The sequence below is a fragment of the Aequorivita capsosiphonis DSM 23843 genome, from assembly GCF_000429125.1.
In the GTDB taxonomy this organism is placed as follows: domain Bacteria; phylum Bacteroidota; class Bacteroidia; order Flavobacteriales; family Flavobacteriaceae; genus Aequorivita; species Aequorivita capsosiphonis.
On sequence record NZ_AUBG01000007.1, the window covers coordinates 17,912 to 41,282 of the forward strand.

General features: G+C 37.8%; 18 protein-coding genes. 6 read left to right on the forward strand and 12 right to left on the reverse strand.

Annotated features, from left to right (window positions below):
• Positions 1 to 141: 141 nt before the first annotated feature.
• Both trkA and G440_RS0106315 read left to right on the forward strand, forming a co-directional pair.
• Positions 142 to 1,491, forward strand: coding sequence for a Trk system potassium transporter TrkA (trkA, locus tag G440_RS0106310; RefSeq protein ID WP_026450531.1), 1,350 nt, complete (start codon positions 142 to 144; stop codon positions 1,489 to 1,491).
• Entirely contained in the window at positions 1,491 to 2,996 is a 1,506-nt protein-coding gene (locus G440_RS0106315; RefSeq protein WP_026450532.1) for a TrkH family potassium uptake protein, read from the forward strand. Before trkA ends, G440_RS0106315 begins: the two co-directional genes overlap by 1 nt.
• 143 nt (positions 2,997 to 3,139) lie before the next feature.
• Here the strand turns inward: G440_RS0106315 and G440_RS0106320 are convergent, their stop codons facing one another.
• From G440_RS0106320 to G440_RS0106335, 4 genes are all read right to left on the reverse strand, one after another.
• Positions 3,140 to 3,460 (reverse strand): nucleotidyltransferase family protein, encoded by a 321-nt coding sequence (locus tag G440_RS0106320; RefSeq protein ID WP_026450533.1) that lies wholly within the window; start codon positions 3,458 to 3,460, stop codon positions 3,140 to 3,142.
• Between the two features lie 128 nt (positions 3,461 to 3,588).
• Positions 3,589 to 6,501, reverse strand: a complete 2,913-nt coding sequence (locus G440_RS0106325) for a GEVED domain-containing protein (protein WP_026450534.1) — start codon at positions 6,499 to 6,501, stop codon at positions 3,589 to 3,591.
• A gap of 124 nt (positions 6,502 to 6,625) precedes the next feature.
• Complete coding sequence (locus G440_RS0106330; RefSeq protein WP_026450535.1) at positions 6,626 to 7,813, reverse strand: pyridoxal phosphate-dependent aminotransferase; 1,188 nt, start codon at positions 7,811 to 7,813, stop codon at positions 6,626 to 6,628.
• A 5-nt stretch (positions 7,814 to 7,818) separates the two neighbouring features.
• A complete protein-coding gene (locus tag G440_RS0106335; protein ID WP_245574835.1) occupies positions 7,819 to 8,919 on the reverse strand; it encodes a fatty acid desaturase family protein in 1,101 nt (366 codons plus the stop codon).
• Positions 8,920 to 9,047: 128 nt separating this feature from the next.
• On the opposite strand from G440_RS0106335, the gene rsmG reads away from it, so the two are divergent.
• A complete protein-coding gene (gene rsmG, locus G440_RS0106340; RefSeq protein WP_026450537.1) occupies positions 9,048 to 9,677 on the forward strand; it encodes a 16S rRNA (guanine(527)-N(7))-methyltransferase RsmG in 630 nt (209 codons plus the stop codon).
• A 150-nt stretch (positions 9,678 to 9,827) separates the two neighbouring features.
• Here the strand turns inward: rsmG and G440_RS0106345 are convergent, their stop codons facing one another.
• From G440_RS0106345 to G440_RS0106355, 3 genes are all read right to left on the reverse strand, one after another.
• Complete coding sequence (locus tag G440_RS0106345) at positions 9,828 to 10,388, reverse strand: NUDIX domain-containing protein (RefSeq protein WP_026450538.1); 561 nt, start codon at positions 10,386 to 10,388, stop codon at positions 9,828 to 9,830.
• Positions 10,389 to 10,504: 116 nt separating this feature from the next.
• Positions 10,505 to 12,175, reverse strand: a complete 1,671-nt coding sequence (locus G440_RS0106350) for a T9SS type A sorting domain-containing protein (RefSeq protein ID WP_026450539.1) — start codon at positions 12,173 to 12,175, stop codon at positions 10,505 to 10,507.
• Between the two features lie 325 nt (positions 12,176 to 12,500).
• Positions 12,501 to 14,192, reverse strand: a complete 1,692-nt coding sequence (locus G440_RS0106355; RefSeq protein ID WP_026450540.1) for a T9SS type A sorting domain-containing protein — start codon at positions 14,190 to 14,192, stop codon at positions 12,501 to 12,503.
• A 358-nt stretch (positions 14,193 to 14,550) separates the two neighbouring features.
• On the opposite strand from G440_RS0106355, the gene G440_RS0106360 reads away from it, so the two are divergent.
• Complete coding sequence (locus tag G440_RS0106360; protein WP_026450541.1) at positions 14,551 to 15,285, forward strand: T9SS type A sorting domain-containing protein; 735 nt, start codon at positions 14,551 to 14,553, stop codon at positions 15,283 to 15,285.
• 83 nt (positions 15,286 to 15,368) lie between these two features.
• On the opposite strand, the gene G440_RS0106365 is transcribed toward G440_RS0106360, so the two are convergent.
• Positions 15,369 to 17,030, reverse strand: a complete 1,662-nt coding sequence (locus G440_RS0106365) for a DUF6029 family protein (RefSeq protein WP_026450542.1) — start codon at positions 17,028 to 17,030, stop codon at positions 15,369 to 15,371.
• 26 nt (positions 17,031 to 17,056) lie between these two features.
• Entirely contained in the window at positions 17,057 to 17,542 is a 486-nt protein-coding gene (locus tag G440_RS0106370) for a TlpA family protein disulfide reductase (protein WP_026450543.1), read from the reverse strand.
• 244 nt (positions 17,543 to 17,786) lie between these two features.
• Here G440_RS0106370 and G440_RS0106375 point away from each other — a divergent pair, with 244 nt between their 5' ends.
• The gene (locus G440_RS0106375) at positions 17,787 to 19,103 is read left to right on the forward strand and encodes an Omp28-related outer membrane protein (RefSeq protein ID WP_026450544.1); all 1,317 of its coding nucleotides are present in this window, start codon (positions 17,787 to 17,789) and stop codon (positions 19,101 to 19,103) included.
• A 187-nt stretch (positions 19,104 to 19,290) separates the two neighbouring features.
• Here G440_RS0106375 and pruA read toward each other — a convergent pair whose 3' ends face one another.
• A complete protein-coding gene (pruA, locus tag G440_RS0106380; protein WP_026450545.1) occupies positions 19,291 to 20,916 on the reverse strand; it encodes an L-glutamate gamma-semialdehyde dehydrogenase in 1,626 nt (541 codons plus the stop codon).
• A gap of 134 nt (positions 20,917 to 21,050) precedes the next feature.
• Between pruA and G440_RS0106390 the strand changes: the two genes are divergently transcribed.
• Positions 21,051 to 21,815 (forward strand): NRDE family protein, encoded by a 765-nt coding sequence (locus G440_RS0106390; RefSeq protein WP_342663960.1) that lies wholly within the window; start codon positions 21,051 to 21,053, stop codon positions 21,813 to 21,815.
• A gap of 25 nt (positions 21,816 to 21,840) precedes the next feature.
• Here G440_RS0106390 and apaG read toward each other — a convergent pair whose 3' ends face one another.
• Entirely contained in the window at positions 21,841 to 22,227 is a 387-nt protein-coding gene (gene apaG / locus G440_RS0106395; protein ID WP_026450547.1) for a Co2+/Mg2+ efflux protein ApaG, read from the reverse strand.
• 6 nt (positions 22,228 to 22,233) lie between these two features.
• Complete coding sequence (locus tag G440_RS0106400) at positions 22,234 to 23,310, reverse strand: DUF3667 domain-containing protein (protein ID WP_026450548.1); 1,077 nt, start codon at positions 23,308 to 23,310, stop codon at positions 22,234 to 22,236.
• Between the last annotated feature and the right edge of the window lie 61 nt (positions 23,311 to 23,371).

The following is a 23,371-nucleotide window of genomic DNA, read 5'->3' on the forward strand; positions in this document are numbered from 1 at the left end:
TCAAAAATATTTATATTGGAAAAGCCTTTTAATAATAGGTGGCTTTTATTTATTTATCTTTGCTCCTGCGTAAATTTATTTCGTGTTTTTTCGAAGTAATAAGTCGAAGGGATTTTTATCTAAAAATTAAACTTAATCACAATGAAAATTATCATTGCTGGTGCAGGAGAAGTGGGTTTCCATCTTGCGAAACTACTGTCTTTTGAATCTTTGAATATTACTCTAATCGACCCCAATCGAGATGCATTGGCACATGCGGATACACAATTGGATATTCGGGTGGTACGGGGAGATTCCACATCTATCGCTGTTTTAAAGGATGCCCACGTTGAAGATACCGATCTGGTAATTGCCGTTACCTCCAGCGAAACAACAAACATTACGGTTTGTGTTTTGGCGAAACAACTTGGTGCCAAACGTACTATCGCCAGAATTTCTAACACAGAATTTATTGACAGAAAGGAAGAGGTGGGTTTTGCCAAGTTTGGTATTGATGAGTTAATTTCACCGGAAGCCTTGGCAACAGATGAAATTGTGCTCTTGCTTAACCAAAGTGCTTTTAATGAAAGCTATGAGTTTGAAGATGGCGCGCTGATGATGATGGGGTTAAGTCTTTCGCGGACCTCTGCCTTGGTGGGCAAATCTGTCAAGCAAGTGGCAAAAGTATATCCAGAACTAAGATATGTTCCTATTGCCATTCAGCGGTTTGGCACACAATACACCATAATTCCAAGAGGAGATACCCAGTTTAAGGAGGGAGACCAGGTGTATTTTACAACGGTAAAAAACGGAGAAGAACAAATTTTTAAACTTTCTGGAAAGAGTAAGCAGGAAATAAAAAATGTGATGATTCTCGGCGGAAGTAAAATTGGCTATAAAACAGCAAAAGTATTGTGTAAAAGCCGATTTAACGTAAAGCTGATTGAAAGTAGTAAAGACAAAGCCTTCGAAATAGCAGATGATATTCCAGGGTGCCTAGTGATAAACGGTGATGGAAGAAATGTGGATTTGCTGTTGGAAGAATCTATTGAAGATATGGATGCCTTTATTGCGGTAACCGGAAACAGTGAGACCAATATAATGTCCTGTTTGGTCGCTAAATCAAAAGGAGTTAAAAAAGCCATTGCTTTGGTTGAGAACATGGATTATTTTCAACTCTCGCAGTCTATTGGTATTGATACACTTATCAATAAGAAATTGTTGGCTGCCAATAATATTTTCCGCTATGTTCGTAAAGGAGATGTTGTAGCTATGACGAAGCTAAACAATATGAACGCTGAGCTATTGGAGTTCAAGGTTTCTTCGCACTCTAAAGTTTGCAACAAAAAAATTAAAGACCTAAATTTCCCTACTTCTGCTATCATTGGTGGCGTTGTGAGAGGAAAAACTGGAATAATCGCTTTGGGAGATTTTGAAATAAAAGAGGGAGATAAAGTAGTAGTGTGTTGTCTTCCACAATCTATAGGCAAGATGGAAAAACTCTTCACATAATGGGGCCGCTATCCAAACTTAATTACAAGATTATTTCACACATAATGGGCCTTTTACTTATGGTAAATGGTGGGTTTATGTTGCTTTCTTCTATGGTAAGTTGGTATTACCAAGATGGGGTACTTCATCAAATGCTTTCAGCTGGAGCCGTGGCAGTGGTTTTAGGTGGGGTTATCATGTTTTACACAAAGAACCACAGAAAGGAAGTTCAAAAAAGGGAAGGCTATATTATCGTAGCCTTTGGTTGGATTTTTATGGCGCTTATTGGCACCTTGCCTTATATTTTTACTGGAGCCATCTCGAACTTTACCAATGCTTTTTTTGAAACCATGAGTGGTTATACCACTACTGGAGCAACCATATTAACCGATATTGAAAGTATTCCCAGAGGAGTTCTTTTTTGGCGAAGTATTACGCATTGGATAGGAGGGATGGGGATTATAGTTTTGGCCATAGCAATCTTACCATTACTGGGTATTGGAGGAATGCAACTTTTTGCAGCCGAAGCTCCAGGTCCTGGAGGCGATAAATTACATCCGCGAATAACAGATACTGCAAAGCGGTTATGGCTTATCTATGTAGGCTACACGCTAGCTGAAACCATCTTGCTAAAATTAGCTGGAATGAGCTTTTTTGATGCTATCAATCATTCCTTATCTACACTCAGCACGGGTGGATTTTCCACAAAAAATGCGAGCGTTGCTTATTGGAATGATACGCCAATGATACAATATATCATTATTGCTTTTATGTTTCTGGCGGGGAGCAATTTTGTGCTTAGCTATTTCGCTTTTAAAAGGAAGTTTCAGAAAATATTTCAAGATGAAGAGTTTAAACTATATTCCATTTTGGTGGTTGGTCTTGCAGCTGTAGCTGCGCTCTTAATCTATTTTGAAGCGGATGTCAGTTTTTCATCTATAGCACACCCCATGGTTTGGGGACCTTTTGAAAGCGCAGTTCGTCATAGTTTATTTCAAGTTTTGACCATCATAACCACAACAGGTTTTGTGAGTGCCGACTATACGTTATGGACTCCATTTTTAACGATATTCTTTTTTGGAATGATGTTTTTGGGTGGTTGCGCAGGTTCAACCTCCGGTGGAATTAAGGTCATGCGTCATTTAATAATGATTAAAAACGGAGTGCTGGAGTTTAAAAGAACATTGCATCCACATGCTGTTTTGCCGGTTCGGTATAACAGAAAAGCGGTGCCGCAGCCTATTGTTTTTAATATCTTGGGCTTTTTTATTCTTTATATGCTCTCCTTTATTATTGGAGTTCTAGTTTTTTCTTGGCTTGGCCTCGATTTTAAGACCGCTCTTGGAGGCGCTGCATCCACTTTAGGGAATATTGGCCCTGCGCTGGGGGACTTAGGCCCAGTAGATAGTTATGCATACCTGCCGAGCGCCGCAAAATGGTGGTCTAGCTTTTTGATGCTTATAGGAAGGTTGGAGCTTTTTACAGTGCTGATCTTGCTAACGCCATTTTTCTGGAGAAACCGATAGGTTGAAAATTGAAGTACGAACGACGAGCGACGAACGATGAAATACGAAATAGGAAAGTTGAAAAAGTTCAAATACCAAATGTCAAATTACGGGTTTAGCCTCACACTATTGGGTAGCGCTAAATTTATACTCCATTAGAAGGTTTAATAGGTATAAGACTCATAAATCAAATGTTTTGTTCGTTCTAGTTCCTTGATGAAATAAGGATTTTTTAAAGAGTTTTCGGTTACAATGTCAATTTCCCGTTTAAAAAGTTCTCTCAATGTATCCTGAAAATTCCACCATAATTCATCTTTTTCTAAGGGATCGCTTAAATTTTTATCAAATTTTATTAAAAAGTCTAGATCACTGTTTTTGTTGAATTTTTTATTCAATGCAGATCCAAAAAGATATGCCTTTTCAATACTGTGGTTCTTAAAAATTTGGTCGAACAGTTTTTTGTTGTCTTTTACAATTGCATTCATAAGGGATCCTTTTAAAGTGGAAAAACACGATTTTTTCAGTAAAGGAGGTTGTTTCCTATTCACTGAAATTAAAAAACCCAAAGCACAACCATGCGCTTTGGGTTTATAAAATAATGGTGGTTTCAGAATTACTTCACGATAATTCGTTTAACTCTTCCGTCTTTTTTGTTTCCAACACGAACTAGATAAACGCCTTGCACCACATAACTCATGTCTAATTTGTAATTGTATCCATTGCCGTCGTTTTCTAATTTTCTGAACAGTAATCTTTGTCCAAGAGTATTGTAAACACTTAGGTTTAAAGCTCCGGAATAATTAGTGGTTTTTAAACTTACATCAAAGTTGTTGTTGTCAAGGCTTAACACGGTCAAGCCATTTTCATCGATGATATTTTCTTCAATACCAATAGTTGAAATCTGTGCAGAATAATCTTCGGTTTCGCCAAAGCTTGTTTCTGTACACGCGTTATCTGGTACGGGACCATTCCAATTGGTTTTAGCACGCATTAAGTGCTGTCCGGAGGCCGCTCCCGATGGAACAACTAAATCTGTGGTTATGGTGAATGTTCCTCCCGTTTGTCCAGGTGCGATTACTATATTATCCACTACGGTTTCATCATTACTGAAAACGAAGTCATCGTTAAAATCTATCCAAACTCGAACATACTGATTTCCATATCCAGTGGTCAGTGTGAGGTCGTAGGTAGTGCCTTCTTCCATTCCTGCAACTAGGTTTGTGAAATCTGCATAACCCTCACAAGCAGACGTATTGTTTATATCTGTTACGCTAAATAATGTTAAACCATCGCCAAAGGAACAGTCCCCGCTGGGAGTACAATTTTGTTTGTTTATCACTACCGTTGTTGTGTCGTTGGTGGTATCACTATCTCCAGGTAATGAAGTATAGGCACTTAGATTATACGATCCAAAAGCGGAAAAATCGCCGGTTTGCGTAAATGTGTATGCCATAGATGAATCACCCGCCAATGGACCAGCAACTACTTCGGTAACTATCGTTCCATCTAAATTATAGGAAACATCAAAATTTGATTGTGGCTCACCACCAAAGTTGTTAATGGTAACTTTAATAGCTTCCGTAGCCGTAAGATCGGTTCCTGAAACTGGAGCCGTAATTGCGCTTACACCAATATCATCTGGTTCTAAATAGGTAACTGATTTTGTACGAGAATCGTTTGAAGCATCTTCGTCGCCAGTTAGATCAGTTGCAGCCGTAATAGAATAGGTTTCGCCGACAGTACCCATATTAGCAGTAGCAGTAAAAGTGTACTGAGCAGTTTCAGCAGATTCAATGGTGCCAGTAAAAGTTTCTGAAATCAATGTACCACCATCAACTTTAAAAGTTACTGGAAAGTTTGAGGCACTGTTCTGACCATAGTTGAAAACAGTAACAGTTACTGTTTCACTATTTGAAAGCGTTCCTGTATTTGGCGCATCAATACTCACTATTCCAACATCATCGTTGAAGTTTGGCGCAATTTGAAATACTCCAACTACATTTTTTCTTCCACTATTCATGTATTCATTGTTGAACCAAAACTGTTTGTCATTTGAAGGGTCGATATCAATTTTGCTGTAATCTCCATATCTATTGGAAGGAATGTTGCCATTTCCTGCGGCAATCAATTCTTCTGCAATGGTCATTGTGTTTACTGGATCGTTTGCATAGCGGCCCGTATAATATGAACTTACTCTTTTTGAAGTGGGGTCTGGAGTGGTTGATCCGGCCATTGCGGTGTATCCCATCCCTATATTACCTTGCCCGTCCATCATCATACTTGCGTGCCAAGCGTGTTTTCCGTCTGGTGCAGTATATGTTCCTTCTTGGAAAATGGACCAAGGTTGTCCGTCAGCAGGTTGCCGTAATTCAAACCAACGTACTCCAGCAAGTTCCCCACTAGAAGCATCGGTATCAACCACGAAGTTAAATACCGCAGAGTTGTGGCCACTAAATTTTCTGAATTGTGCTTGGTTCATAACAGTAGCCTGAAGTGCATCAATAGCAGCGCCACCTCCAGGTTGAGATAGGTTTGAAAAGCTTCCGCCGTCAAATACTGAAATAAATGGGGTGGTAGTCAATTCAACAGGAGAAGAAATGGTAGAGTTTGCTGGAGTTGTCCAGTCTACATCTACGGTCCAAACTTTTACGTGATCTTCTGAAACGCCTGCCCAAGCATCATCTTGTAAATATATTATTGGCATTCCACCAGCAGCGGGCAAATTGTTACTGCTTACATTTAAGGCTTGTGGACTGTAAAAACCACTTGTTATTATACCTGGCAAAGGAAAACCTATTACTTGAGCAGTTGCATCGCCCAATAGCATTTTTTCTCTTTCCATTGCATAAACCTTATTGGAAGCTGAGGTATTGTCTGTCATATAATATCCATCACTCCAAACAGAAAGTTTTTGATAGTCATTAATTTGTGGAATGTTATAAACATACCAGCCGTCATTTAAAGGGTCTGGCCCATCAGATACTGCAATCTGCGCTCCGCTGCCCAAAAAAGTCATCACAAATCTATCGGCTGCATTGTCATAGGAAATAGTAAGATCGCAACACCCACCATTTGGAAAAATAGTTGGGTTAGGACTAATCTGAGCCGTTAAAGGGTTTCCGCTTTTGTCAAAAATTCGGAACCCAGTGTTGAATACTACTACAGCGTGATTGGGACCAACTCCTATTGAAGGGTCGGTAGGCTGTGAGTTTGAAGCTGCAGCTTCAAAAACAAGGCTTGGGGTTCTTCCGCTAAGAATCTGCTCCATTTTATTGGGATTTCTAACGAAATAATCATCTTCAATCTGCGGATCTTTTCCGGGGATAATCAAGTTTTTTGAAGCGCGTCCGTCTTGCATAACTTGTTCTTTAACTCGTGCTGGAGCTAAATTGGTCTGGGAGGCTATTGATGGTACGTGCACTACGGAGCCTACGGTGCCAACATAAGTAGCGTTGGTTTTTTCCTGTGCTTGCACGTGAAAAAGAAATGCAAAGAAAAGGAAAAATAGCGTAATTTTTGTTTTCATAAGTTGGGTTTATGTTCAGGTTTAAGAATTAGAAGACCCTAAGGTACAGAAAAATATTAAAACAGAAACGGGATTGATTAAATTAAACCAATCCCGTTTTATATGTAAACTAATAATTATTTTTCTAGGCTACGGCTTCCTTAATACGTTTTATAGCCTCTTTAATGTCTGTTTCCGAAGCAGCATAAGAAAGACGAATACAGTTAGGATCGCCAAAAGCTTCACCTGTTACTGTTGCAACTTTTGCTTCTTCCAAAAGATATAAGGATAAGTCTGATGCTGTGTTTATATTTTTTCCGCGCAAAGTTTTTCCGAAGAAATAAGAGATATCCGGAAATACATAAAAGGCACCTTCGGGCTGATTGGTTTTAAAACCTTCAATTTCCGAAAGTAAGCCTAATATGAGCTTTCTTCTTTCCTTAAAGGCATCAACCATAAATTTAATTTTGCTCGGTGGATTTTCTAAAGCGGTAATAGCAGCTCTTTGGGCGATACAGTTTGCACCACTGGTTACTTGACCTTGCATTTTGTTGCAGGCGCGAGCGATCCATTCTGGGCCACCAATATAACCAATTCGCCAGCCAGTCATAGAAAAGGCTTTGGAAACGCCGTTTACCACTACGGTGCGGTCATACATGTCTTCAAATTCAGCCATAGAAGCGTGACCGCCACTAAAGTTGATATGTTCGTAAATTTCGTCGCTAATAACAATGATATCTGGATATTTCACCAAGACATCTGCTAACTTCCGAAGTTCTTTTTTACTATATACAGAACCACTGGGGTTACAAGGGGAACTGTAAATAATCATTTTTGTTTTTGGTGCGATTGCCGCTTCTAGAGATTCAGCGGTAATTTTAAAATCGGTTTCAATAGAAGTTGGAATCTCCATGGGAACGCCACCAGCCACCTTACATTGATCTGCATAGCTCACCCAATATGGAGCAGGTAGCAAAACTTCATCACCTTCATTTAAAAGCACCATTGTTAAGTTGGCTAAAGATTGCTTGGCACCTGTTGAAACAACAACTTGTGAAGGTTTATACTCCAGGTTATTGTCTCTTTTGAATTTGGTGATTATCGCATTTTTAAGATCGCCATACCCGTCTACTGGGGTGTAAGAGTGATAATTATCCTCTATTGCCTGAATTGCGGCATCTTTAATATATTGTGGAACTGGAAAATCTGGTTCTCCTAAGCTGAGGCCAATGATGTCTATTCCTTGATCCTTTAATTCTCTTGTTTTGGCAGCCATCGCCAAAGTGGCCGAGGTTGCCATCTCGTTCACTCGTTTTGAAAGTCTCTTGTCCATAATGATTATAAGGGTACTGCAGGTTTTAAGCCCATTTCCTTTAAATGACGGAAATGTGCCAAAATTGCCTTGCGCGTAGTTTCGTATTCTTTGTAAGGTAAATTAAATTCTGTAGTTGTGCTCTTTAGTATTTTCGAAATATTTTTATAATGAATATGACTGATATTTGGGAAAATATGATGTTCCACTTGATGGTTTAGGCCACCTGTGTACCAGTTTACAATTTTGTTGTTGGTAGCAAAGTTTACCGTAGTAAATAATTGGTGAATTGCCCAGGTGTTTTTCATCGTTCCAGTTTCATCTGGAAGCATAATCTCAGTACCTTCTACCACGTGTGCCAGTTGGAACACTACACTTAAAATAAGGCCTGCAACATAATGCATGATAAAGAAACCTATTAGTATTTTCCACCATACAATATTGAAAAACAGAATGGGTATTAAAATCCATAAGGTCAAGTAGATGACCTTTGTGACAATCAAAATACTCCATTGCTTAAATGGATTTGGAAATTTACCGTAGGAAAGCTTGCGCTTTAAATATCTTTTAGTTTGAAGAAAATCGGTGGTAAGAACCCAGTTGAAGGTTAATAGTCCATAAAATAAAAAACTGTAATAATGCTGAAATTTATGGAATCTGTGCCATTTTGAATGTTTTGAAAAACGTAGGATTCTCCCCGCTTCTAAATCTTCATCGTGGCCATGGATATTAGTATAAGTGTGGTGTAACACGTTGTGCTGCACTTGCCAGTTGTAAACGTTTCCGGCAAGAATATACATACTGCTTCCCATCACCTTGTTTATCCATTTTTTTGAAGAATAGGCTCCGTGATTTGCATCGTGCATCACGTTCATCCCCACGCCGGCCATTCCTACACCCATTACAATGGTAAGTAGCAATTGTGCCCACCACGGAAAATTTAATGTCAACATTAAAAAATAGGGGGTAAGATATATGGAAAACATGATTACTGTTTTAAGGTGTAGCTTCCAATTTCCCGTTTTGGCAACATTATTTTCCTTAAAGTAATCGTTAACGCGCTTGTTTAGCGTCCTAAAGAACTTTGCGCTATCAACTCTAGAAAATGCTAAATTTGTATATGTCAACTTTATTTTTATTTAACTGAAGGTTTTTACTCACCAACGTACAAAAATAGTTATCTTTTTCGGAAAACTCTCCGTGCAAAATCACAATTTTCGCAAAGATAACATACTTTTGCAGTTCAAATATTATTATGGAACTGATATTAAAGTATTTCCCTCAACTCACTGATAATCAAAAAGATCAATTTCAGCTATTACAAAATCTGTATGAAGACTGGAATTTAAAAATAAACGTGGTTTCCCGAAAGGATATCGAGGAGCTGTATCTTCGGCATGTGCTACATTCTCTAGGAATCGCGAAAATCCAGCCCTTACTTTCAGGTTCAAAAATTTTAGACGTAGGAACTGGTGGAGGATTTCCTGGCATTCCATTGGCGATTCTTTATCCGGAAGTATCGTTCCATCTTGTTGATAGTATTGGAAAAAAAATAAAAGTAGTAGATGAGGTAGTTGCAGGCTTAGAACTCAAAAATGTTAAAACCATCTATGATCGTGTTGAAAATGTTTCTGGAAAATATGATTTTATAGTAAGCAGGGCAGTAGCGCAAATGGAAACTTTTACACATTGGGTTGCGGGTAAAATCGCCAAAAAGAGTCTTCACGAGCGCAAGAATGGGATTCTTTATTTAAAAGGAGGCGATTTGGCCGAGGAACTTAAATCCTTTCCCAAAGCGACGGTTTATTCGTTAAGCGATTTTTTTGAGGAAGATTTTTTTGAAACCAAAAGCCTTGTGCATTTACCGTTGAAATTCAAGGTTTAGAGTTTCAGGTTCCACGTTCCACGTTTCAGGTTGCAAGTTGACGGATTCAACCGTTTTTTATTTTGATTGAATCGCTATATTGTTGTTAGGTTTTTTTATTTTAATTACCAACTGACCACTGACCACTGACCACTGACCACTGACCACTGACTACTGACTTTCCAAAAGATACCATTGCAGGGCAAGAATCGTTTTGGCATCCTTTAATTCTAGAATTTTTGAAGCAATTTCGGCAATAGGGAGTTTAACCAATTGAATATCTTCTTTTTCGTCATCAACGCCGCCTCCTTTTTCTGTTTTGTCTTTTTGTGAAACTTCAGAAAAGAATAAAAACATCCTTTCAGTGCCCGCTCCAGGTGATGCATAAAACGTGCTAATGTGTTCGGGCTTATCTATTTTATAGCCCAATTCCTCCATCGTTTCACGAATAACACAATCTTTTGGGTCTTCATTTTTTTCCAAGGAACCAGCGGGGATTTCCAATAGCCAGCCGTCGTTATTCTTACAGCTTGGATAGCGGAATTGATTGGTTAATAATACGCTTTGCGTTTCTTTTTCAACCAAGAGAATTGCAACCGAGTCTCCTCGTTCAAAAGCGAGTCTTTTCGCGGTTATTTTATTTCCATCAAAAGTATCAAAGGTTACTTCTGCTTGAATCATTTTATAGTGGTCGTTGAAAACCGCTTTTTCGTTAGCAATAGAATATTTCATAATAGTTAGCATGTTTATAAGCGAGAAACCCTTCCAGTGTTAAAAAAAACTGCAAGGGTTAAGATATAAAAAACCCCGATCAAGTCGGGGTTTTTCAGAATAATTAAGAATTTATATTACTTAGAAACTAAAAATCTTTTAGTTGTAATCGTATTGTCTTTGGAAATTTTCATAAAGTAGGTTCCAGTTTGAAGTTTTGCAACGTCAATCTGCTGATCCATAGAAATGGTATCCATAGCGAAGATCATTTTTCCAAGTAGATCAAACACCTGAATGTTTGCGCCTTCAGCATTTTTCAAATTAACTGTTGAAGTTGCTGGGTTTGGATATAGGCTAATGTTGTCAAGTTGACTCTGGTTAAGACCTAGAACGCCATTACTTGAGAATGGAGATTTTTCTCCATTGCCATAATTACCATTGGTATAGTATAATTCAGTTCCAGCACTATCTGTAAGTGTTATTGAACCACCTCCATTGCTAGCAGTATCTAAAATACGGAATTCATAACAGTCTTCTGGAAGTGAAAATGTTTCGTTAATTGTTTGTGGAGCGCCGTTTGGATAAGGACCTCCTCGGTAAAGGGAAGTGCCGTCAGAGGCATAAACGTACCATCTAACATCACTACCGCGGTTGTCAACGTTCAACTCCATATAAACTGTACCAGTTCCTGCTGGCGCTTGGTCAAAGCTTGTTGATGCGCTGTTGTTTGCGTTGTTGTCATCACCAGGAAGGTTTACTTCAACGGAATTAGTAGCTTGGTGGGTGAAAGAAGTTTCAGGAAGCTCGATGGTTTCACTGTGAAGAGACAGTATTTCACCAGTCCAATTGTAGGTATTTGAATCGCCATTAATGATATATTCAATAGCCAATGCAGTTATTGGGTCTTGCCCTAAGTTTTCAACCTTAATTTCTACTGCAACGTCTTCATCACAAGTGGCAGGAATGTCAGTTATAGATCTTATGCTAGCGTCATTTGCATTGGTAAGGCCTGTGTAAGCAGGGAATGCTCTATTACCACTAGGCAGTTCTTGATGTGTATTAGCGATGAATGCCACAACTTCCATATCGGCAAGTTCCGTTGGTACTCCGTTGTAGTCCGCTGGAATTGGATAAGTGTAAGTTCGATCTACAAATGTTCCAGATGTAGTTGTAGCGATTTCTTCACCCCATTGGCCAGTAATCATTTCTACCAAACGGTGCATGTGATTATATTGATTACCGGCACCACCACCTGTTTGTGGTCCTTTGGTGTTGTTTTGAATCAAAACCACATTTAATAAATTGGTAGCTTCAGGACTATTACTTGTGTAATATCCCTCTACGTGTACAGTAAGTATTTTTGTGTTTACGTCGATGCTTGCTTCAACACCAACGTTTACATTTGATGCATTAGCCATAGTTTGATTAGCACGTGATGTCCACTGCCCTCTATCTAGAATAGTATTGCCACCAACAAACACGTGACGGTTTATGGTACCTGATGGGTATCCTTGTAACCCAGTTTGGGCTACAATGGCAGCTCCATAAGGAGTTCTGAAATCTGGTTCGCCATTGCCAGGAACGGCATAACCCCCCACATGAATATTAATTAAAGAAACTCTATCTGGGTTAGCATCTTGGATCGATTTCGCAATAGCATGACCATCTGGGCAATATACACAATGAATTCCTGTGAATTCTTCAAGGATAACGTTTTGATTTTCCGGGGAAGTTGAGACTATTGTTTGCCCATAAGAAGCAAAAGCAAAGAGCGCAACAACCAAGCTAAGGGGTAGTTTTTTAAACATAATTTTGTATTTTAGTTTGTTGTAATAATTAATAGTAGTTACAAATGTACTTTTTTATAATTTATTATAACAAGGTCATTACCAGTTTTTAAGATTAATAATGTTAAAATTATAAGGATTTTTTATTCTAATAAAAGATCTCTTTTTTCAAAATATTTTTTTTTAAATTTTATATAAGATAATGTGTGTCAGTATTTTAAACGCTGTAAAAAGTGTTTTTCGATATTTTGATAACTAGCTATAAAAAAAACCTTCCAATATTTTGAGAATTGGAAGGGTTTGATAATAATTCGATCTTTATGTTTTAAAACAATAATATCTTTCCCTATTTGGAAATCAAGAATCGTTTAGTTGATGTAATGTTGTCTTTCGAAATTTTTATAAAATAAGTTCCATTTTGAAAATTTGTTATATCAATCTGTTCATTTATTGAAATATTCTTCCGTGAAAGGATCATGGTTCCTAAAATAGTATAGATTTCAATAGTTGTATTCTCTGCATTGCTCAGATTTAATTCTGTTGCTGCTGGATTAGGATAAAGCTGAATCCTATCAGTATCAAGTTTATTTATTTCCAAAACTCCATTACTTCTAAAATTCCCTTTTCTATCGCTGCTCCAATTTCCTTCTGCAAAGAAAAGCTGCGTGCCTTGAGAATCAGTTAAGGTTACCGTGGTTCCGCCATTATTGCCGCTATCTGTGAGGACAATAGAATAACAATCTGCCTCAAGAGACAATTCTATGTTAATTGTACTATTACTGTAAGGAGAATCTCCACTAGCTACAATGTCTCCGTTGGAATCTAGAATTTTCCAACCCATCTCATATCCCCAATTATCTGTAATAAGTTCCAAGTTTACTAGCCCTGTTCCTTGTGGAGCTTTTTCGAAGGTGGTGGATAGTGAGTTATTAGAATTATTATCATCGCTCGGTAACGTTACTTCAAAAGTATTTTCATTATTCAAAGTATAATCTACTGGAGGCAAACTCATGGTTTCCTTTCTAAGTGAAAGGATGTTCCCGGTCCAGTTATAGGTGTGTGGTTCTCCATTAATACTATATTGAATGGCCATGGATGTTAGTGGCTCTATTCCAAGGTTTTTGACTATGATATCAGTTCCAAACTCATCCGCGCAAGTAGATATTATTTCAGGGATTTCCAAAAGTGCGGCATCATTGGCAATAGTAAGTCCAGTAAATGTAGGTAATGCAGAATGACCAGTTGGAATTTCTTGATGTGTGTTTGAAATATAAGCTACTACTTCCATATCCTCCAGTACGGTTGGTACATCATTGTATGCAGTAGGGATGGTATAAGTAAAAGTACGGTCTACAAAAGTATTAGCAGTTGTATTGTTAATCACCTCGCCCCATTGGCTTGTTATCATTTCGACTAAACGGTGCATATGCACATAATTGTTACCTGCGCCGCCACCTGTTTGTGGTCCTATGGTATTATTTTGTAATAAAGCAATATTTAATAAATTAGTAGCTTCTGGACTGTCACTAGTATAATAACCCTCTACGTGAACAGTCATTACATTGGTTTGCACATCAATACTCGCTTCAACGGCAAGGTTTACGGGAGAAATTTTTGTCATTGTTTCATTTGCTGAAATTACCCAATACGGTCTTGCCATTGCAGTTCCTCCTCCGCTAGCCATGGAGCGACCCGGAAAAACGTGTCTGTTCACAGTTGCTGCCGGATAGCCAAAACCAGAACCAGAGTAGGATTGGTTTACGATAGCGCTCCCCCATGGAGTTCTAAAATCTGGCTCGCCGTTTCCAGGAACAGCATACCCGCCATTATGTATGTAAATTAAAGAAACTCTATCTGGATTAGCATCCTGGAGCCCTTTAGAGATAGTGTGGCCGGAAGGACAAAATGTGCAATGAATTCCAGTATACTCCTCAAGAACTACATTTTGATCTTGAGGTGAGGTCGATACAATTGTTTGTGCAAAGCTGGCAGCTGCCGGCAAGGCAAAAGATAAAAAGAGGGATAATTTTTTAATCATTTTTCTGATTTTTAATAAGTTAAGTCTGAAGGCGAATTTAATGTTTTAATTCCTAGAATCATTAATGGAGAGAATAGAATTTATCGAGAAAAATGTTAAAGATTAATGGCAGTCCAAGAAATTGACTCCTGTTTATCTGGAAATTTGTACTTACGAAGAAATTCACTTATAGATTTTTTTGATAAATTAGAGAGCATAAATTCCTTGTTTTTAGAGATTAACCCTTTGAGAATCGTCTTAAAAGTGTTAAATTACTGGAAGAGAATACTTAAAGAGACAAAGAATTGCAATAAATATCTTTACTTTTGCAAGACATAGAAATAAACTTAATAGAAATAACCCCCTAAAAACTTAAAAAATGAAAATTAAATTACTTTTTTTAGCCTTAATTGGATCGGTAGCAATTGCAAACGCTCAATTTACCGTGACCAATGAGAATGGAGATATTCTTCAGGACGGCGATGTGCTAGAATACGGAACATATGGTTATAATACTGGAGCTAATTATGATTTTTTTGTAACGAATGACAATCCTTCCGAAGAGATTTACACCAGAGTTGAATTTGTAGATGCTGTTAATGCTGATGGCTCTCAGTTTGAAATTTGTTATGCCGGCCAATGCTATACTGGTGTCGCAGTAGGATTTACGGCACCACCTACTCCAGGGGTACGAATAATTGCTGTGGGTGAGACCACCGGAATTGGAAATCATTTTTTAAATGGTGATCCAGGTGATGGTGCTTATGTGATTGATTATATCTGTGCTTTTCACCAATATGAAGCGGATGGCGTAACTGAAATTGGAACCCCTTTGACATTTACATATCGTTACAACCCGACTTTGGGTGTAAAGGATAACAGTACGGTTAATTTAACGATCCAATCTACCGTTATTTCCAATAACCTTGTTTTTAATGTGAATGAGCCGGTTAGTATGAAGGTTTACGATCTTCAAGGTCGCGTTGTTAAACAAGCGCATTTTGAAACAGGTCGTCAGGATGTAAATATGTCAGACCTAAGCTCTCAATCTTATATCCTTCAATTCAATAATGAAAAAGGAGCTACACAAACCACGAGGATTATCGTTCAATAGAACTTAAATCTTTTAGATAAAAAAAGTGCCCCGAAGATTTCTTCCGGGCACTTTTTATTTTGCTTTCGCTGTAACTTACTTTATTAAAAAGTAACAACGATATTGGCAGTTAAGCCAGTGTTTTCAGGTACATATCTACAAACACCTCCCACGCAAATTAAACCACCGCGCTGACGGCCATAATTTAATGCGAAACGAGCAGGGCCTTTGGAATAACTTCCTCCAAAGCTGTAATAATGAATCTCGCCTTCGCCTTCATAGTTCCAAGCATCGGCTGCATAAAGTGTAAATGCAGGACTGAAATTGTACTCTAGTACCGCACCAGCCCAATTTTTTCTATCTACATTTTTTCTGCTTTTATCAATCCAAAGATGTTGCAGCTCCATACGCAAAGCTTTTCCACCTTCAAAACGGCGTGTAGCCTCAATTACAGCAATTTGTGCTCTAATGTCTCCTTGGGTTCCTAGCGGTCCGCCTTCGGTAACACCTTTGTCTATAATTACATCTTGAAAGGTAGCAACAGAGCTCCATTTGGATGACCAACGGTTTTTTATCTCTATATTGAGATCACGGAAATAACGATCGCCTTTACCAATAAATTTTGGGTCGTAGGTTTGTTCTGCTTCATTATAGGTCGCTTCCAAACCAGCCCAATATGAAAAATTACCTGCTAACTTAGTACCGTATTTTCCTAATGTTGATTCTCTATCAAAGGAGTAATACACGTCTACTTGTCCACCTACTTCCCCAGATCTTTTTTCGGTATCGCTGAAAAGTAATCGTGGTTGTGCGTTGTACACATATATATTAGAGAGTAGATAATCGTGTTGTTTTGTTAATGCGGGAACATAATTTACCACCTCTTCATTGAAAACATTTCCTTCAGCATACCGATCTGCGTAGAAACTGAAATTTTCCAATCGTCTAAAAGTGGAGTTTATACCCAATCCTTTTTGGGCATAGCCTAGGTTCAATTGAAGTGCAGTACCGTCAAAAAGTTGAGGAGAAGTTACTTGCTCTTCGTTGATAACCACATCTGGATCTTTTGTAATAGCTTCCACACTTCCGTAGAAATTATTTGCTACAAAATCCAGTCTTCCACCATAAGCATTAATGTTTGCCGGAATGGAGTCGTTGGGGCCATTTGATTGATAACGGCCCACATAGCTGCCGCCAAGTTTAAGGTCAACCGCATCAATATTTAATATTCCACTTAAATTTACATTTGCATCAAGGCCTTGCATAACCCCTTCAGAAACGTCAAAACCATTTCTTAGTTGGCCGAAAACTCCAGTAATGTCAAGATTGTCTGTGGGAGTAAATTTAACACGAACTCCTTTCATAGCATTGTTGATGCCCAATTGGCGATCTTCCCAGGTTCTAAGAATTAATCCGCTACCAAATTGCTCATAAAAATAACCCCCAGTAACATCTAGGGTCTCATTTTTAAAATTTAAGTAGTAGGTTCCTATTCCATTTTGGTTATCCCAAGTTGGGGAATATCCCAATAATGCAGAGGGCAAATAGGATTCATATTGAATTCCTGCAGTAAATTTTCCGAGCGAATAATTAAACTGTAAATAATTGTTGGATCTAAAACGATCCTCTGGCGCATCAAAACCAATTCCATCATCGGGAACAAGCCATTGTGAGTTTGATTCAAGGCTACCAAAAAAGTAGCCGTTATCTTGCGAAAAGGATATGGCGCCCATTAACATAAAGGCTCCAAGTATAATTTTTTTCATTAATATAGGTTTGGTTGGAAAGAATTTTATAAGTTAGAGAATTCCTTTACTTTTTCATAAAGTTCATACTCGGCGCCTGGGCTGTAGCCTGAATGTCTAAAAACAATCTTGTTGTTTTTTACCAAGAGGGTCAATGGAACAGTTGCGGCTCCTACGGCGCGTTTAAAATCGTTGTTGGTGTCTAAAAGAATAGTGTAATCCCACCCTTTCCCGTTAATTAAGGGTTTTACACGCTTTACGCCTCGGCTGTCATCAATAGAAACGGCATAGAGCTTTACGTTGGTTTCTTCTTGCCAATCTGGATATATCTCGCTAATAGCATCTAATTCTTTTAAACAAGGAACACACCATGTTGCCCATAGGGATATTATAATAACATTGTCGTCTGTAGATAATTCACTGGAGTTGATTGTTTTACCATCTAAGGTGGTCATGTCTATTTTGGGTAATTCATTCTGCGCAATAGCACAAAGGGAAACCATAACCAATAGTAGGGGGAGTAATTTTTTCATCTAATAGAATTTATAGGATTAATTAATGAATAGCAATATTAAGTTATTTTTAAGAAATACTGAGTTTTGAATTGCCGAAAGTTAAGGATTTAACATTCCAAAACCGTGCCTTTTTTTATAAATGCTTTATATTAGCGCACTTTATTTAATCACTTATAGATAAATACTTACTAATAAAACCGAAGATCGATTGAAGTTGGTCGATTTTTAAATTATAATTATCCCTAAAAATAAATTTATTCAAATGAAAAACCTTTCCTATTTTAAGATTTTATTCCTATTTGCTTTTATAGCCATAATAGGGTGTAGTAAAAAAGAAGATCCCATCAGCGAGGCGGTAGACAACCTTTCTATTGTTCTTACGAGTGATATGGGCGCTAATGAATTAGAAGTGATTGGCTTGGAGCAAATGGTGACTTTTAATGTTATGGGCAGTGATGGTGAAGACTATACATCATCTGCCAAATTGTATGTGAACGAAACAGAAATTCAAGGATCTACCTATACGTTTAACACCACGGGAAGCTTTGAAGTAAAGGCTGTTTATGGAGATGCTACTAGCAATATGTTAAACTTTGAGGTGCTTTCCGATACAGAGCGGGCATTAACCGTTGACTATCGCCGAGCTATGAACGACCAGACTATTACTTTTGGGTTATTGGATACCGATGGAAACAATACAGCCTCTGATGCCACTTTTTATATAAATGATCAAGCAATTTCTGGATTTACCTATTCATCCTCCACAGAAGGAAGTTTTGAGGTATATGCAGAATATGAACTCAGTGGTGGTACATTCACTACGGACGTAAAAGACTTTGCGGTATATGTGCCTAAAAGAAATGTAGTATTAGAAGATTACACTGGTACATGGTGTGGCTATTGTTTAAAAGCTGTAGCGGCTATTGACTCCATTAAGGTTTTGACTAACAATCACGTTTCGGTAGTTTCTATTCACAAAAAATCCTTGGGTGTAGAACCTATGCATTTTCCACAAGTTGTTGATCTTCAGGCTGAATTTGATATTCCAAATGAATTTCCTCAGATGCAATTAAACAGAACAGAAAAATGGAACTCACTTCCTAATTCTATTTTTTATGATTATAGCATTGTAACAAATTTGGCGGGGAAAGAGAGCGATGTTTCTATAGCTGTCGATTCACGAATTAATGGTTCTACGCTCACAGTAGATGCAAAAGTAGTTTACAGAAATGGCACGGAGCCAGGAGATAAATTGGTAGTGTATTTATTAGAAAGTGGAATTATTGCAGATCAGGCAAACTATTTTGATGCTAATGAAAATAGTCCTTATTATGGAATGGGAGATCCTATTGTAGATTTCGAACATGAGGATGCTTTAAGAAATTCACTTTCCGGACTTTTTGGAGATGCCATTCCTGAAAAACCTGCATACGAAGAATACGAAAAAAGCTATACCTTTGATGTTCCTTCAGATTACAATGCCCAAAATTTAAGCTTTGTAGTGATGGTGGTAAAGGCAAATAACAACGCGAAAAACTCGCAGCATGCGAAGATTGGAGAATCTGTGATTTTCCAGTAGCACTTAAATTATAGAGATCAAAAAACTCCATCCTGAAAATTTCAGGATGGAGTTTTTTTTGGAAAATTCACCTGATTTTTTGGAAGGAAGCCTGATGAATAGCAGTTATCAATTTACGTTTTAATCTAAAATAAAAAATCCAGTGAAGCTTACTTCACTGGATTTTTACATTTATTTCGGAATCTGATTATCCTAGAAAAGGATATCTATAATCTGTAGGAGAAACAAAAGTTTCCTTTACCATTCTTGGAGAAATCCAACGGTATAGGTTTTGCTTGCTTCCTGCTTTGTCATTTGTTCCACTTGCACGAGCACCACCAAATGGTTGTTGCCCAACAACAGCACCTGTAGGCTTGTCGTTAATGTAGAAGTTACCTGCTGCGTTTTCCAAGGCTTTTACAGCTTGTTCAAGTGCATATCTGTCTTCACTGAAAACAGCACCGGTTAGTGCGTATTCACTAGTTTCATCAACTAGTTGCAAAGTTTCTTCCCATTTCTTATCGTCATAAACATATACTGTAAGAACAGGTCCGAACAATTCCGTACACATCGTGGTGTATTTTGGATCTTTTACTACAATAACGGTAGGTTCAATAAAGTAGCCTTTGCTCTTGTCGTAATTTCCACCTGCTATTACTTCAACGCTTTTGTCTTTTTTCGCTGCATCAATATAACTTGCAAGTTTATCAAAAGATTTTTCGCTAATAACGGCATTAATGAAATTTCCCATATCTTCTGGAGTTCCCATTTTAAAAGAACGGATATCGTCAATCAAATATTTTTTAACATCCTCCCAGATACTATTGGAGATATAGCAACGGCTGGCCGCACTACATTTTTGCCCTTGAAATTCAAAAGCACCTCGAGCCATTGCAGTAGCAACTTGTTTCGGGTCTGAAGTTTTGTGGGCAACGATGAAATCTTTTCCACCTGTTTCACCAACAATACGTGGGTATGTTTTATAATTTGTGATGTTGTCACCAATTTTCTTCCAAAGTCCCTGAAAAACTGTGGTAGAACCTGTAAAGTGAACACCTGTGAAATCTGGACTAGCCATAAGCGTATCTGAAATCATAGCTGCATCGCCCATTACCATATTGATAACACCTGCAGGAACTCCTGCTTCACGGAATACGTCCATAATAACCTTGGCAGAATACACTTGCGTGTTACTTGGTTTCCAAACAACAACGTTCCCCATTAAAGCGGCACTTGCAGGAAGGTTTCCAGCAATAGCAGTAAAGTTAAAAGGAGTAATTGCATATACAAAACCTTCTAGAGGTCTGTACTCAATTCGGTTCCAGGCTGCGGAAGTAGATTCTGGTTGCTCAGCATAGATTTCGGTCATATACTGAACGTTATATCTAAGGAAATCAATAAGCTCACAGGCTGAATCAATTTCGGCTTGATAAATATTTTTTGATTGACCCAGCATTGTTGCTGCGTTGATCTTAGCTCTATAAGGACCAGCAATCAATTCTGCAGCACGAAGGAAGATTCCAGCGCGTTGCTCCCAAGGTATTACGGCCCACTTTTTTCTTGCTTCCAATGCGGTTGAAATAGCTTCTTCCACATTTTTCTTGGTAGCTTTATGATAAGTTCCCAACACGTGTTTATGATCGTGCGGAGGAGACATAGTTGCGGTTTCCTTTGTTTTAACCTCTTTTCCGTTGATAAATAAAGGCACTTCTACTTTTGCCTTATACATTTTTCTGTAAGTATCAAGTACTTCTTCTCGTTCTGCAGAACCCGGCGCATAGCTTTTAATAGGCTCATTTACGGCGATTGGTACTTCAAAAAATCCATTTCCCATAACTTTAATTTTTTTGTGTTTATGAAGATTGCAAAGGTACAAAAAATGGAAGCACCAAAACCTAAAATGAAAGCACCAAACCTCAAAATTCCAAATTCCAAATAAGCTCGATTGTTTTTTTTGGAATTTGGTCTTTGAAATTTGAAATTTTCAGCTTTCCTTTTGTAGCTTCACATATTAATTCATTACAAAAAATGTGTACCGTTACTTTTATTCCAAAGCCCAACCATGGTTTTATTTTAACATCCAATCGCGATGAAGCTCCAGGACGCGAAACTTTCCCTCCGGAAACATATATGGAAGAAGGAGTCCAATTGCTTTATCCGAGAGATGCGTTGGCAGGTGGAACTTGGATTGGCGTAAGCGAAAGCAAAAGAGCGATTGCCTTAATGAACGGTGGCTTTGTAGCACATCAAAGAAAACCCTATTATAGAAAAAGTAGGGGAGTGGTGGTAAAAGATTTCCTAAAAGCTGAAAATTTAACGGCTGAGGTTGAACTTTACGATTTTAATGATATTGAGCCATTTACCGCTATTATGGTTGAATGGAATCAAGGTGTTCAATTATTTCAACTGGTTTGGGATGGTTTAAGCTATCATTTTTCTGAAGAGCCGCTCGCGCCGCAAATTTGGTCTTCTTCCCCTTTGTATCCCGAAGATTTAAAGAATAAACGGGAACAGTGGTTTTCAGAATTTTTATTCGAAAAAATTCGTCCTTCTGATGAAGATTTACTCGAATTTCACAAAACAGCGGGAGAAGGAGATTTAATCAGTAATTTAATCATGGATCGAGGTTTCGTAAAAACCAAGAGCATCACCCAAATTGTTAGAAAGAAAGAAATTGTTGCAATGCGCTATGAAGATTTGCAGAAGGAAGTGATCAATAAATCAGTATTTTAGCCATTAGCCATTAGTCCTGAGGCTTCTAATTTATAGAAAACGGTGCGCTCAAATTAAAGAGTGGAATGGATACTCTAAACTTTCGGGTTGTAGAAAAATTTACCATATTATAATAACCCTTCATGGCGCCAAAAGGTGAGACTAAAAGACAGCCGCTGGTGTATGAGTGTCTTTCTCCCGGTTTTAGAATTGGTTTTTCACCTATAACACCTTCGCCTTCTACAATTTGTGTTTTATTTAAAGAATCTTTGATCTTCCAGCAACGGGAAGTAAGTTGCACGGTGTCCTTACTTTGATTCTCAATAGTTATGGTATAAGCAAAAGCATATTGCACTTTGCGATTTTTGCAAAATGTGCCATCAAATTCGGTTTTTACCGAGATCCTAATTCCTTGTGTTACTTGTTGTACCATTTTATTTTAATAAATCGCTACACTTGCTACCACAAAAATTGTTGCGGCAAAAGTTAATCCTATTACGAATACAGTGCTTAAAAATACAAATTTTAATAAAGTTAGCACCCTGCTTTGCTGATAAAAATTCCGCAATGCTTTATAGAAATAAAATGGACCAATAAAAAGAAAGAAGCAACTGATGAAGAATTTACTCCCAATTAGTAAATCCGGGATTATTGCTATGAGTAAAGCTAAAAATATGAAACTAAATATATGAAAGATGAAAATCATATGTTCCATATAGGTGTATTCTTTCCAAGAATAAATCAACCAAAAAAACAGTGCAAATAGTGGAGCGAAGAAGAAAAGAAAAAAGGGTATTTTGGTGATTAAATATTGCGCGAATTCTGTAGGATCTTCGCTTATCTTTTCCACCGTTGTGTTTTTGGAATAAACCCATCTATTTACCGCCGTGTTCCTGTGATGTAGACTGTCCAGTGCGATTCCGGCATTTTTTATTTTGTGTTTCTCGTAAAAATCATTGTAGAGTGAGAACCTTTCTTTGTAACTTTGAGTGAAAGGCATAGCATCCAGTTCTTTATCTGAATAATATTTCAACGGCTTCTCCTTATTGATGGAGTCTGCATAGCTAATTGTTCGTGAGGTATTTGCAGAAATGGAATCCATCATTGCGTTAAAACCGATTTTTGTTTCAGAATTTCTACTGACAATTTCTTCATTTGGAGTGAAAAAATTAATCAATCCAGTGGCTAAAAAATAAATAATAGAAACACTTAAAAAGAAGCGAAAAGGGTTGGCGTATTTTAATCTTTGTCCTTCTACATAATTCCTAGTAATTTTTCCCGGACAAAATAGAAGATCTTTCAGGGTTTTGCGCAATCGGGAATCATAAACTAGAATACTGCTTATAAATTCCCCAAAAAAGTCTTTTGCCGAAAGTTGCTTGTCGCTGTTAAGCTGCGAGCAATTGGGGCAATACACATCACTTCGGTCCAGCGGGTGGCCGCAATTCAAACATTTTGTTCCGCGGTATTGCAAGGATTTTCTTCCGCTGGAAAGATTCTCTTTTTTGCGCTTCATCGCTTACTAAAATAGATGAATAATGTTTCAGATTCTAGCTTATACCAATTAAAGTATATCT